11 protein-coding genes are annotated in these 12,146 nt (G+C 56.1%); 5 read left to right on the forward strand and 6 right to left on the reverse strand.

Features of this window, described 5'->3' with window-relative positions:
• Positions 1 to 15 precede the first annotated feature (15 nt).
• Genes VXJ35_RS10255 through lexA form a run of 4 tightly spaced genes read right to left on the reverse strand, consistent with a single transcriptional unit; the run spans position 16 to position 6,067 of the window.
• Positions 16 to 3,369 (reverse strand): error-prone DNA polymerase, encoded by a 3,354-nt coding sequence (locus tag VXJ35_RS10255; RefSeq protein WP_064021464.1) that lies wholly within the window; start codon positions 3,367 to 3,369, stop codon positions 16 to 18.
• Positions 3,353 to 4,843 (reverse strand): DNA polymerase Y family protein, encoded by a 1,491-nt coding sequence (locus tag VXJ35_RS10260; protein WP_064021465.1) that lies wholly within the window; start codon positions 4,841 to 4,843, stop codon positions 3,353 to 3,355. The genes VXJ35_RS10255 and VXJ35_RS10260 overlap by 17 nt, the downstream gene beginning before the upstream one ends.
• 7 nt (positions 4,844 to 4,850) lie before the next feature.
• Positions 4,851 to 5,462, reverse strand: coding sequence for a translesion DNA synthesis-associated protein ImuA (gene imuA / locus VXJ35_RS10265; protein WP_064021466.1), 612 nt, complete (start codon positions 5,460 to 5,462; stop codon positions 4,851 to 4,853).
• Entirely contained in the window at positions 5,459 to 6,067 is a 609-nt protein-coding gene (gene lexA / locus VXJ35_RS10270; protein WP_064021467.1) for a transcriptional repressor LexA, read from the reverse strand. The genes imuA and lexA overlap by 4 nt, the downstream gene beginning before the upstream one ends.
• A 444-nt stretch (positions 6,068 to 6,511) precedes the next feature.
• Between lexA and VXJ35_RS10275 the strand changes: the two genes are divergently transcribed.
• The 3 genes from VXJ35_RS10275 (at position 6,512) to VXJ35_RS10285 (ending at position 9,543) form a co-directional block, all read left to right on the forward strand.
• A complete protein-coding gene (locus tag VXJ35_RS10275) occupies positions 6,512 to 7,996 on the forward strand; it encodes a hypothetical protein (protein ID WP_064021468.1) in 1,485 nt (494 codons plus the stop codon).
• A 30-nt stretch (positions 7,997 to 8,026) separates the two neighbouring features.
• Positions 8,027 to 8,803 carry a glycosyltransferase family 2 protein gene (locus tag VXJ35_RS10280; RefSeq protein WP_054761982.1) on the forward strand — a complete coding sequence of 259 codons (777 nt, stop codon included), beginning with the start codon at positions 8,027 to 8,029 and terminating at the stop codon, positions 8,801 to 8,803.
• A gap of 140 nt (positions 8,804 to 8,943) precedes the next feature.
• Positions 8,944 to 9,543 (forward strand): TVP38/TMEM64 family protein, encoded by a 600-nt coding sequence (locus tag VXJ35_RS10285; RefSeq protein ID WP_157770288.1) that lies wholly within the window; start codon positions 8,944 to 8,946, stop codon positions 9,541 to 9,543.
• Positions 9,544 to 9,566: 23 nt separating this feature from the next.
• Here VXJ35_RS10285 and VXJ35_RS10290 read toward each other — a convergent pair whose 3' ends face one another.
• Entirely contained in the window at positions 9,567 to 10,373 is an 807-nt protein-coding gene (locus VXJ35_RS10290) for a response regulator (RefSeq protein WP_054761962.1), read from the reverse strand.
• A gap of 139 nt (positions 10,374 to 10,512) precedes the next feature.
• Between VXJ35_RS10290 and VXJ35_RS10295 the strand changes: the two genes are divergently transcribed.
• Together VXJ35_RS10295 and VXJ35_RS10300 are read left to right on the forward strand one after the other, a co-directional pair.
• A complete protein-coding gene (locus VXJ35_RS10295; protein ID WP_064021470.1) occupies positions 10,513 to 11,076 on the forward strand; it encodes a DUF447 domain-containing protein in 564 nt (187 codons plus the stop codon).
• Complete coding sequence (locus tag VXJ35_RS10300; RefSeq protein ID WP_064021471.1) at positions 11,073 to 11,792, forward strand: (5-formylfuran-3-yl)methyl phosphate synthase; 720 nt, start codon at positions 11,073 to 11,075, stop codon at positions 11,790 to 11,792. The genes VXJ35_RS10295 and VXJ35_RS10300 overlap by 4 nt, the downstream gene beginning before the upstream one ends.
• Here the strand turns inward: VXJ35_RS10300 and VXJ35_RS10305 are convergent.
• Positions 11,777 to 12,097, reverse strand: coding sequence for a hypothetical protein (locus VXJ35_RS10305; RefSeq protein ID WP_231914889.1), 321 nt, complete (start codon positions 12,095 to 12,097; stop codon positions 11,777 to 11,779). The two genes, VXJ35_RS10300 and VXJ35_RS10305, sit on opposite strands and share 16 nt — an antisense overlap.
• Between the last annotated feature and the right edge of the window lie 49 nt (positions 12,098 to 12,146).

Genomic DNA, 12,146 nt, shown 5'->3' on the forward strand with positions numbered 1-12,146 from the left:
TTGCACCGACCTATATCAATGAAAATCCCGCGACTGGATCGCCAAATCGCCGATCCAGTCGCTCCAATCTTCCAGCTTGCCGGCCACCAAATGCAGTACGCCGTCTTCCTGCTGGATCGTGCCGGTCACCGACAACAGGCGGGCTTTCAGCAAGGGTTTACGCTGGGCCAGCGCCGTGGCCGGCCAGACCACCAGATTGACCTGGCCGGTTTCGTCTTCCAAAGTCACAAATGTGACGCCGGACGCGGTCATAGGCCGTTGCCGGCAGATCACCAGGCCGGCGACCTGGGCGATGCTGCCGTTGCGGCGTTGCCATAGCGATGCCGCCGTCGTTACACCTCGGCGGCGCAGGCTTTCGCGCAACAACGCCAATGGATGGCTGCGCAAGGTCAGCCGGGTGCTGGCGTAATCGGCCAGCACGTCCTGGCCGAGGCTGGGCGGTTTTAACAGCGGTGTCGCTTCGGCAAGCGCCGGCACGCCGAACATTGGGGTTGGCGCTTCGGTGCCGCCGGCCGCCCAAAAAGCGTGGTGCCGGTTGCCGGCTAGGGGTTGCAAGGCATCGGCAGCGGCCAGATGTTCCAAATCCTGCCGGTTGAGGCCGGCGCGTGCCGCCAGATCGGCGATGCTGGCAAACCGGCTTTGTTGTCGAGCCTGGACGATGGCATTGGCGGCGGCCGGGGCCAGGCTTTTTACCTGATTAAATCCCAAGCGCAAGGCCGGCGCTGCTGCGGCCGCGAATTCCAGGGAACATTCCAACAAACTGGTCTGCACGTCCACCGGCCGCACCTCGACGCCGTGACGGCGCGCATCCTGTACCAATTGCGACGGGCCGTAAAAACCCATCGGCTGGCTGTTCAACAATGCGCAACAAAACGCCGCCGGATGGTGGCATTTCAACCAGGCCGAGACGTAAGCCAGCAAGGCAAAGCTGGCGGAATGCGATTCCGGAAAGCCGTAATCGCCGAATCCCTTGATTTGCTGGAATATGCGCTGGGCGAACTCGGCGCTGTAACCGCGGGCCCGCATGCCGTCCAACAGTTTACGTTCGAACGGCTCCAAGCCGCCCTTGCGTTTCCAGGCCGCCATTGCCCGCCGCAATTGGTCGGCTTCGTCCGCGGTAAAGCCGGCCGCGACCATCGCCAACTGCATGACCTGTTCCTGAAAGATCGGGATGCCCAAGGTGCGTTCCAGTACCGCCTTGACTTCCGGACTGGGGTAGTCGACCGCTTCCAGACCCTGGCGCCGGGCCAGATAGGGATGCACCATTTCGCCTTGAATCGGGCCGGGGCGGACGATGGCGATTTCGATGACCAGATCGTAATAATTGGCCGGTTTCAAACGCGGCAGCATCGTCATCTGCGCTCGCGATTCGACTTGGAACACGCCGATGCTGTCGGCTTGTTGCAGCATGCGGTAAACCGCCGGGTCTTCGGCGGGGATGTCGGCCAGGGTCCAGGCGAAGTCGGGAGAATTTGACGTTTCGGTAACTGGAATTAAGGTCGAAACAGACCCTTCTCCCTCGGCAGGCTGTCGTAAATGTTCCCTCTCCTCGCGGGAGAGGGTTGGGGTGAGGGGCTTTGAATGAGTTAAACCATTGATTTGCATGCCATCACCCAGCTCTCTCCCGGGGGGGGAGAGTCCCGTTTTGACTTTTTCGGCATCCTTTGGAGGGCGAAGGGATTTGTTTCTATAAGGAAAACCAGGCGGTCGGCAGTATTGGTCAAGATATGCCAAGGCCCGCCGAATCGCGCTGAGCATGCCCAAAGCCAGTATGTCCACTTTCAATAAGCCCATCGCTTCCAGATCGTCTTTTTCCCATTGGATCACGGTGCGGTCGGCCATGCTGGCGTTTTCCACCGGCACCAGCCGCGATATGGCGTCGCGGGCGATGACGAAGCCGCCGACATGCTGCGACAAATGCCGCGGGAAGCCTTTGATTTGTTCGACCAGGGCCGCCAGACGTTGCACTGTCGGACTGGCCGGGTCGAAGCCGCATTCTGTCAACGCTTCCGGCATTAATTTGTAACCGTCCCAGCGGTCGACCGTGCCGGCCAAGCGTTCGATCTGCGCCGGATTCAGGCCCAATGCCTTGCCGACATCGCGCACCGCGCTACGGGAACGGTAAGTGATCACCGTCGCCGCCAACGCCGCCCGGTGGCGGCCGTATTTGCGGTAGATGTATTGGATGACTTGCTCGCGGCGCTCGTGTTCGAAATCGACGTCGATGTCCGGCGGTTCGTTGCGTTCGCGCGATAGGAAACGTTCGAACAACAGATTCATCCGGTTTGGGTCGACTTCGGTAATACCCAGGCAAAAACACACCGCCGAATTGGCCGCCGAACCGCGGCCCTGACAAAGGATGCCTTGCTCACGGGCGAAGCGGACGATGTCGTGCACGGTCAGAAAATAAGGCTCGTAGGCTAGGTCGGCGATCAAGGCCAATTCGTGCTCGATTTGGCCGCGAACTTTGTCGGGTACGCCTTGCGGCCAACGCCGCGCCGCGCCGGCTTCGGTCAAATGCCGCATCCAAGTCGTGGGCGTATAACCTGTCGGGCAGACTTCGCGCGGATATTCGTAACGCAACTCGGCCAGCGAGAATCGGCAACGTGCGGCAATCGTCAACGATTGTTGCAGCCAATCCGCTGGGTAAAGCTGGGTCAGCCGAGGTAGTGGGCGCAGATGGCGCTCGCCGTTGGCGAATAAGGCGTAACCCAACTCCGCCAGCGGTCTGCCCAGGCGAATCGCGGTCAAGGTGTCTTGCAACGCCTGTCGCGAACGGCGGTGCATGTGCACGTCGTTGCAGGCTACGACAGGGATGCCGGCGCTGTGCGCCAAGTGCTGGCATTCGGCCAGCCAGGCGTCATCGTTGCCGGATAGGAAACGGCCGGCGCCGAGCCATAGCTGATTACCGAACAATTGTTTCAGCCAAGTGCCGTCCGCTGCCGGCGAACCGGAGCTGGGCAGCCAGATTGCCAGGCAACCGTGCGGTAAATGGGCGGCGAGATCGCTCCGGCTCAAGCGGTAGCGGCCTTTATCGGCCTGGCGGCGGGCCAGTGTAATCAAGGCTGAGAGTTTGCCGTAACTGTCGCGGTCGCTGGCTAACAGTAATAGCTTTAAGCCGTCGTCCAAGCGAAATTCGCTGCCGACGATTAAGTGGAGGTTGTGTTTGATTGCGGCCAGATGGGCACGGACCACACCGGCCAGCGAGCATTCGTCGGTCAAGGCCAGCGCTTGGTAGCCCAGCGCCGCAGCAGTTTCGACCAGTTCTTCCGGATGCGAGGCACCGCGCAGAAAACTGAAGTTGGACAGGCAGTGCAGTTCGGCAAAGCCTATGTCGGTCGCCGGGTTGCCGTCAGCCGAACAAGCCATGCAGATACCAGCCCCGGTCCCCGGATAGTTCGCGGAACAGCCAAAGTTTGCGGCCCAGACGGTCTTGGCCGATGAAATAGTCGCGGCGTACCGCTTGATTGTCCCACCAGCCGGATTCGATGCGTTCGGCCGGCGACAACAGCGTGAAACTGTCGCCGGATAAGGGTTCCGGAGCGGGTAGCAGCCAAAGCGGTCGGGGCGGCGCCGCAGTCCGAGTTTCGGTTTCGGCTGCATTGCCTTGGTGGGCGCGTTCCGGGCGGTGGTCGGCGGCGACGGCGAAGCGCTGCAAAGCGTGATGGCCGAGCCGGTTTTGCAATTGGTCCAGCGTGGCCTGCCATTCGCTGTCGGTTTCCGCAGCAGGCTCATCAGCGAAGAGCGAGCAGGCTGCCGGTTGATACGGCGCGATTTCGTCGCTGAGCAGTTCGACGCCAATCACCGGCGCCGGCAGCGGATTGCGCTCCAGTTTTTCCCGTAATAAGGCCAGACAATGGTCGGCGTCGCGGTTCCCGTGGCGAAAGCTTAATTTCAGTCGGGTCGGTGGCCGCCGATAGTGGTGTAGGTCCAGGGTAACCGCCAGTGCTACCGCGTCGCGCTGTTTCAGGAATTCCGCCCAAGCCGCGGCCAATTGTGCGATGGCCGGGAAAAAATGTTCGAGTCGGGTCAGTTCGGTCGGCAACTCGCGGCTGGCGGCAAAGGCAGGCGGGTTATGAAAGGCACTGAGCGCAGTGGGCTGTAGGCCGAGCAAGCCGTCCAAGCGCTTTAATAAATCGCTGCCGTAACGTCTGGCCAGACCGTCGCGCGGTAAGCGCCACAGGTCGACCAGATAGCGAACGCCGGCATTGCCCAGGCGGCCCAAGGTTTTACCGTCCAATGCCAGCGCTGCGATCGGCAAAGGGCCCAAAGCCGATCGCAGCTCGGCGCGTGCGCCGATTTGCATGTCCAAACCCAAACCGGCCAACAGTTCTGCGGCTGGGGCGGTCGGGGCTATCGCGATTACCGGCGAGTAACCGGCAGCCAAGCAGGCATCGCGCAGATATTGCTCGAGGCGGTCGCTGCCGCCGAAAAGTTTCAAGCAACTGCCGATTTCAATTAGCAGGCAATCCGGCCGGTCCAGACTGACCCAGGGGCTGAAATTCAAACCGATTCCGGCCAGTTGCTGCAGAGCCGCTTTTTCGGCTTGCCGATCGCGCGGCAACAGGCTCAATGCCGGACATAAGGCTTGGGCAGCGCTTTGGCTCATACCCGTTTCGACGCCGGCCTGGCGCGCCGCTGCCGAAACGGCGTAGAGGCCGGGCCGGCCTTTGCTGGTTTCTAGCGCGGCGACCGCTTGCGCCGTATCGATTTTCAACGCCTCTAACGCCAATGCCGGGAAATAGGCGCACAGCCAGAGTTTGGCAGGGGACTTCGATGCTCCGGCGGATGCGGCCGGACCCGGTGCCAGCTGCGGATTAAGGGCGAGGGCGGTGGCGGCCATCGGCGGTTTATAGGCTTAACATCAACGACGCGCGGCGCAAACTGCCGCGGGCTTTGACAATGTCCACTGCCAAACCGCTTGCACTCGGACGGACGGCGACACGTAAAGCCGCACCGGAGTAACTTTGGGCGGGCAGGGTGAACAATACCGCCAAGGCCGAGCCGGTTTCGGCGGCCAATTGCAACCGGCGGATTTGCCGGGCGTCGAGCCGGCGCGGCCATAACAACACCATGCCGCAGCCGCCGCTACGCAGCAGTTTTTCCGCACACCAGGCTATATCGTGGTCTTTGTCGGCGTTGACGGCCAGCAGTTGGCCCAATGCCACGCCGGCTTGTAACAGCGCCGGGGCGTAGGGTCGATACGGCGGCGCGATCCAGGCTATCCGGCGCCCGGCTCGGCTCAAACCGGCGATGGCCGGCAACAGTAAGCGCAATTCGCCGCAGCCCGGCGCCGGGCTGGCGATTTCCGCCAGCGTGCCTAATGGCCAGCCGCCGCCCGGTAGTGACGCATCCAGCTCGGCAAAACCGCTGCCGACCACGGCCCAGGCGGCATGGTCGCAGTGCAGGCCGCGCCAGATGCCGGCCCGGCTGCGCAACAAATCCGCCAAGGCCGGGTTCATAACGCTATGCGGCGAATCACGCCGACCACGATGCCTTCGATGGCTAACGCATCGCGGCGCAAGTTGATACCTATGGTTGTGAAATCGGGATTGGCCGGTTCCAGATAAGCGATATCGCCGTCCAGCCGCAGCCGTTTCACGGTGGCTTCGTCGCCGATCCGCGCCACCACCAGTTGCCCGCTATGCGCGTCGGGCCGGCGTTGCACGGCCAGTAAGTCGCCGTCCAAAATTCCGGCGTCGCGCATGCTCAGGCCGTGTACTCGCAGTAAGTAATCGGCCCGCTGCTGGAATAATTCGGGGCCAATCTGGCAATAGCCTTCGATATGTTGTTCGGCCAGAATCGGTTGTCCGGCGGCGACCCGGCCGATCAGGGGCAGGCCTTGGTCGGTGCCGGGCTTGAGCAGACGAATGCCGCGCGAGGCGCCCGGCGTCAGTTGAATCGCGCCTTTCTTGGCCAAAGCTTGCAAGTGGCCGCGAATAGCGTTGCCGGAACCCATGCCGAAGGCCGCGGCGAGTTCGGCTATGGTCGGCGGAAAGCCTTCCCGAGCCAGAGTGTGCTCGATGAAGTCCAGAATTTGCTGCTGGCGGTGGGTAAGGGGTTTCATGCTGTTTTTATGAATACTGTTTATATGTACAGTATATTTTGGCCGGAGCTGGTGTGCAACAGCCTCAAGGCTAAACAAAGCGAATCGGAAAACTGGTTATACTGGCGGTAAAAAATCGATTTGCCTTAAAGTCCAGTGTTTATGGGCTAAGATAAATGGGAACATGTCTAGGTATCCCTTAAGGTTCGGGTCCTGAATTTTTCCGTCCAACTGCCATAAAGCGGCTGATTACGTTCAATTTAATGCAACAGGCATGGCGTTTTGCAAAATCGGCTTGATGTGTTTCGCTCGGCAAGTCAGGTTTGATTGGTGCGCCGTTGCAATAATATAGCTAGCTGGTTGGTGAAAAACGTTTCAAATATGCAGTTATATGTTATGGGTTTAAATTTAATGGTTAGTTGTGCCTTCAATTGTTAGAAATAGTTGGAATCGAATATTAAAATCATGAGTGGTAATAACATTTATTATGGTCGCGCCTTAGATTATTGCTTGCTCTTTATTGCTGGTGCGCTATTGCTGTCGATGGGACTTAAAGCAGTATTTGATATCGATAGAAATTTCGATAGTTGGGCCTACCATTTACCGTTTGCAGCCAAGCTATGGGGAATTATTCCCGGCGAAGCCTATTTATTGGATGGATATTGGCAGCCAAGATTTGATGGTTTCGGTTTGCTCGGTGAATTCTTTCAAGGTTTTTTCTGGTTTATTAGCGGCAGGCCTGAGACGACCAATCTGGTGGCTTATTTCAGCCTTCTGATTTATTTTTTATTTTTAAAAAAGTATTTTAAAATTCCATTGCATTTGTCGGTGTTGAGCTTGCTGGCGATTCCGCTGGTACAAATTCATGCCACAGTTTCCTATGTCGATTTGCCCAGTTCGATAGCTATGGCGGTTTTAATTATGACCACCTACCGCAGCTATGTTTCATCGGAGCCGATCACAACGGCGGATTTGATAATACTATTTGTCTCGGCTGCGATAGCTGCCAATATGCGCTTGCAATTTGTGCCGATTGTTTTTGTCGTGCTTTGTTTTACCGGGTACCAATTATGGATAAAATCGGCAAAAGTATACTTCGAATCGGGCAGGAATAGTTGGTTATTATTTTTTTTAGTTGCGTTGGCTCTACTGGTTATATTCGCTACGCCGATTAAAAACCTGTTTCTGCATGGTAATCCGGTTTATCCGGTCGTTGTTAAAATTGCCGGAATTGAATTGAATCATAGAGAACTCCCGCCATTGGAGCCAAGAATTCCCGGTAATGATTTAGCCAGGCCGATATTGTGGTTATATTCGCTATTTGAAACCATTCCAAAACCCTACTTTAATGGCTGGTCAATTGGCGGTGGCCAGGAAACCGTTGGCGACCAATTCGGCGGATATTTCGGCGCTTACGTTATTTTAAATATTCTGTTGTTGCTTGGATTAAGTTATTTGAATTGGGCTAAGGAGACCAAACTAGCCATCATTGCGATGGTTTTGATGTCAGTGGTCGTCGCTTTGATGCCCAGTTCGCCGCGGCTTAGATACTATATGTTCTGGATGATAGTATTGGTCTCGTTGAATTTTTATTTGATTTGCAATCTGGCATTTTCCGTTGCACAGGCAAAATTTTTGAATTCGCGCAATGCCGGATTAATTTCTGCATCAGTACTCAGTTGGGTAATAATCGTTACTCAAGGCGTGTATGTTCGGCCCTATTTTTACTCTTTCGAAGAGTATTATAAAAAACATGTTGACTTTGTGTTGCTAAAGCAAATTCAGGATGGGGATAAGGTTTGTATCAAAATCCCGCGCGAACACGAGCATTGGCTGTTTCTATATTCATCAGTTTTCCAGCGTCCGCTTCAGTACGCGATCAAAAGTGGATCCACTGCTGAGGATTGCAATGGCTGGAAAATGTTGGAAGAAGTTAAAGTTGGGTCTTAGTTTCTAAAATCTATTATTTAAGGGTTGAACATGTTGAACGATAAAAGGGTGGCAGTCGTATTGCCGGCATATAATGCTGAGGCGACTCTGTTGGCTACTTTCAATGAAATTCCGATGAATATTGTTGACGATGTGATTTTGGTCGACGATAAAAGTACCGATCGTACTGCTGAATTGGCTCGAGAGTTGGGGATTCATACGATTGTACATCCTGAAAATCGCGGCTATGGCGGCAACCAAAAAACCTGTTACCAAGCCGCACTCCAACGCGATGCCGATATTATCGTAATGTTGCATCCAGACTACCAATACACGCCTAAATTAATTACTGCTATGGCTTCTATGATTGCCGAAGGTGAATTCGACGCAGTATTGGCGTCTCGCATTCTTGGTATAGGTGCGCTCGCCGGAGGTATGCCGCTGTATAAATACATCGCCAACCGCTTCTTGACATTTACTCAAAATCTATTGGTTGGCCACAAATTATCAGAGTATCACACAGGATATAGGGCTTGGAGCAAGAAAACACTGGAATCGTTGCCGTTGTTAAATAATTCGGACGATTTTGTTTTTGATAACCAAATGCTGGCGCAAACGATCTATCAAGGCTTCAGAATCGGCGAATTATCCTGTCCGACCCGTTATTTTCCGGAAGCCTCTTCGATCAACTTCAAACGTAGCGTTATCTATGGCCTGGGTGTTTTACACACGTCAATCCAATTCCGCTTGCAACGTTTAGGTTTTAAAAAATACGATCTGTTTTCCGACGAAGCCTCAGCCCGATTAAATTACAAAAATAAAGTCTAATGAATAAGCCGGGTTCACGAAAAACCGGCCCTAGTACCGGGCTGAAAATTGTGGTATCGATTTTTCTGTTGACATCGGTGGCTATCCTAGGCTTCATAATACTGGGCGGGAAACAGCAAATTTCAACTGTCGTTCTACAGTTGGCCGAGCTATTGACCCGCTACGGCACTGAGGGCCAACTCGTATTTTTGCTGGTATTTTTCGTCGCCTCCCTGACTGGAATTATTCCGCTTTCTTTATTGGCGGTGGCTAGCGGCGGACTTTACGGATTATGGAAGGGATTTTTGTTGTCGACGATAGGTACCAGTTTCGGCGCTTTGATGGCGTTTTTACTGAGCCGTTATGCTTATCGGTCAAATATCGACGAGTGGGAGAATCAGCACTTGTCGATCCGCCATCTCGATCAGGAAATCGCCCGGCGCGGTTGGATATTCGTGCTGTTGTTGCGGTTGTCGCCGGTGGCACCTTTCAGTTTGGCCAGTTACGCGTTTGGCTTGACTAAAATTTCCCTGATGGCCTACATGCTGGGTTCGATCGGAGCAACGCCGGCGTTACTGGCTTACGTTTATACCGGCTCGATTTCCGGTACCGCCTTGATGGCATTGACCGGGAATGGAGGCGAACTGAATCAAGCGCAGTTAATCACCTTGGTCTTGGGTTTTTTGGCCACAGTTGCCGGGGTAGTTTATTTTGCTCATATCGCCAAAAAAGGTCTGGCCGGTTTAGAAAACGCCGATTAAACGGCGGCCGGTAGCATACTGGCTCAATCGGGCTCCAAAACCCGATACAACATTTCCTTGACCGTCTGCGGATTGAAGGGTTTGTCGCAGATGCCGGATACGCCGGCTTTGTGGACGTTGGCGAGCCGGGTTTCGTTGTCTTCGCTGGTAACCATCAGGATCGGAATGATCGAGTTGCCCAGATCCTGGCGGATGGCGCGGATCAATTGCTGGCCGTCCATGACCGGCATGTTGTAGTCCGTGACGATCAGATCGAAGCCGTTTTGGTCGCGGCTGAACACATCCAGTCCTTCCTTGCCGTCTTGCGCTTCGGTAATTTTCTCGATTCCCATATTGTTCAGTACCCGGCCGATATGCTTGCGGGCGAGCTTGCTATCGTCGACCACCAGCACCCGGACGTTTTCGATATCGTAATGTTCCAGGCTGATCTCTTGCGGATCGATGAATTCGATCGTCGAGCGCAACGCATGTTTCAAATCGTCGTGGGCGAACGGTTTCGGCAATATCGCCACAACGCCGGCTTGGCGGATGCTATCCAGCACTTCGAAGCTGGATTCGCTGGAAATCAGCATGAAGGGGATATGGCTCAATACTTCGTCTTCCCGGAGTTGTTCGATCAGAGCGGTCGCCATCATGTCCGGCAGATACAGGCTGCTGATAATCAAATCCGGCCGGTGGCAATGCAAGCTCTCCAGCGCCGCCGCACCGCTCGATACGCCCTCGACCTTGGCGATACCTTCGCCGCGCAGGTGTTGCAAGATGACTTTGAGTTGCGTCGGCGACGGTTCGATCAGCAGAATCGACAGGTCGGCAATGTGGATGGCATGCATAGTAGGGCGCTCAGTTTTATAACGGCCGTGGCGGCCGCGGGCAAAAAAATGACCCGATCGGTGCCGGCAAGATTAAAATTATCCGTTGCTCCGCCTGATGCCAGGCGAAATTCACGATTCAGGATAGACCTAAACCCTCATGATTCAAGAAACCCTGATAACCACTGCCAATGCTGAAGGCCAGGTACATATCGCACCGATGGGTGTGCATATCGACGGCGAGTGGCGGATTATCCTGCCGTTTCGGCCGTCCGCGACGCTGGAAAATCTGTTGCTAAACCGAACCGCAGTTATCAATTTTTGCGACGACGTCCGGATTTTTGCCGGTTGCCTGACCGGGCGCCGGGATTGGCCGTTGCGGCCGGCCGAACGCGTCGCCGGTTTTTATCTGGCCGACACGTTGGCTCATGCCGAATTGCAATTAGAGCAGGTCGAGGACGACGAATTGCGGCCCAAATTATTTTGTAAGGTGGTTCACTCGGTTAACCACCGGCCGTTTCAGGGGTTTAACCGGGCGCAATACTCGGTATTGGAGGCGGCGATCTTAGTCAGCCGGCTGGATATGTTGTCCCCGGAAAAAATTCGGGCCGAGTTGGATTATTTGCGGATCGGTATGGACAAAACCGCCGGCGACAACGAACGGCAGGCGTGGGGCTGGTTGATGGACGCCATCGAACGGCACCGTTGCGGAGGCCAAGCATGACCGGGATGTTGGCCAGCGTGAACAGTCTGGCGGAAGCGTTGCTGGTGCAACGCGCGGCGGTCGATATCATCGATTTGAAACAACCGGCGCAAGGCGCGTTGGGAGCGTTAGCGACCGCCAGCGTCGCCGAAATCGTCGCTACGTTACCTGTCGCGACCCGGATCAGTGCGACGGTCGGCGATCTGCCGATGCTGCCCGAACGGCTGCTGCCGGCGGTTCGGGAAATGGCGGCCACCGGCGTCGATTATGTGAAGATCGGTTTTTTCCCGGGCGGCGATTGGCCGGCCTGCCTCGAAGCGTTGCAAGCCGTTGCCGGGCAGGGCATTGCCCTGATTGCCGTATTGTTTGCCGATACTCGTCCCGATTTCGCCATGATCGCCGAACTGCGCCGAGCCGGTTTTCGCGGCGTAATGTTGGATACGATGGATAAGGGCCGCGGCTCCCTGACCCAATGCATGGATGCGTCCGAATTGCGTACTTTCGTCGATGCGGCACGGGGGCAGGGCATGTTGACCGGTCTGGCCGGTTCTTTACGCTGCGAGGATGTACCGGGTTTGCTGGCGTTGGCGCCGGATTATCTGGGTTTCAGAGGTGCGCTGTGCCGCGAGCATTGCCGGACTGCGCAGTTGGACCTTAACCGGATTCGGCAAGTTCGCGCCCAGTGGCCGGCCCAGCTTGCCGCGCTGTCTGGGGACCAGTGTTATTCGGCCGTATAAACCGCCGAGGGGTTGATTGGGCTGGCTGCCGAGCTACGGCGCTCGCAGGGGGTGTGGTCGGTGCCGGGCTGCCTGTTGCAATCGTACAGACGGTAGCGGTAACAGATCGCGCAACGGTTCAGCCGGCGCTGGTAGCGGGCGTAAGCCAGGATCAACAGCCGCTCCAGCCGCCGGTTTTGTTGGGTTTCGGTGTGGCGCTTGATCAGCAACCCGGCGTAGAGCCGGCGCGCCTGATCGATCAGAGTATCGTTGTCCATGATGGCCGCCTGCCGGTTTGATGGGTAGCTGTGTTCTAGGGCCGGCATAGCCAAATTTCCAAGTCAGGTCGCTTGACCGGCCGGCGCCGGATCATTG

The organism is Methylomonas sp. DH-1, from assembly GCF_046097555.1.
GTDB lineage: Bacteria > Pseudomonadota > Gammaproteobacteria > Methylococcales > Methylomonadaceae > Methylomonas > Methylomonas koyamae.

Bases quoted from the DNA above. Each gene is read 5' to 3' on its own strand.
- VXJ35_RS10305 (WP_231914889.1), bottom strand. From the start codon at position 12,097: ATGCCGGCCCTAGAACACAGCTACCCATCAAACCGGCAGGCGGCCATC.
- VXJ35_RS10255 (WP_064021464.1), bottom strand. From the start codon at position 3,369: ATGGCTTGTTCGGCTGACGGCAACCCGGCGACCGACATAGGCTTTGCC.
- VXJ35_RS10290 (WP_054761962.1), bottom strand. From the start codon at position 10,373: ATGCATGCCATCCACATTGCCGACCTGTCGATTCTGCTGATCGAACCG.
- VXJ35_RS10260 (WP_064021465.1), bottom strand. From the start codon at position 4,843: ATGGCCGCCACCGCCCTCGCCCTTAATCCGCAGCTGGCACCGGGTCCG.
- imuA (WP_064021466.1), bottom strand. From the start codon at position 5,462: ATGAACCCGGCCTTGGCGGATTTGTTGCGCAGCCGGGCCGGCATCTGG.
- VXJ35_RS10295 (WP_064021470.1), top strand. From the start codon at position 10,513: ATGATTCAAGAAACCCTGATAACCACTGCCAATGCTGAAGGCCAGGTA.
- VXJ35_RS10280 (WP_054761982.1), top strand. From the start codon at position 8,027: ATGTTGAACGATAAAAGGGTGGCAGTCGTATTGCCGGCATATAATGCT.
- lexA (WP_064021467.1), bottom strand. From the start codon at position 6,067: ATGAAACCCCTTACCCACCGCCAGCAGCAAATTCTGGACTTCATCGAG.
- VXJ35_RS10300 (WP_064021471.1), top strand. From the start codon at position 11,073: ATGACCGGGATGTTGGCCAGCGTGAACAGTCTGGCGGAAGCGTTGCTG.
- VXJ35_RS10275 (WP_064021468.1), top strand. From the start codon at position 6,512: ATGAGTGGTAATAACATTTATTATGGTCGCGCCTTAGATTATTGCTTG.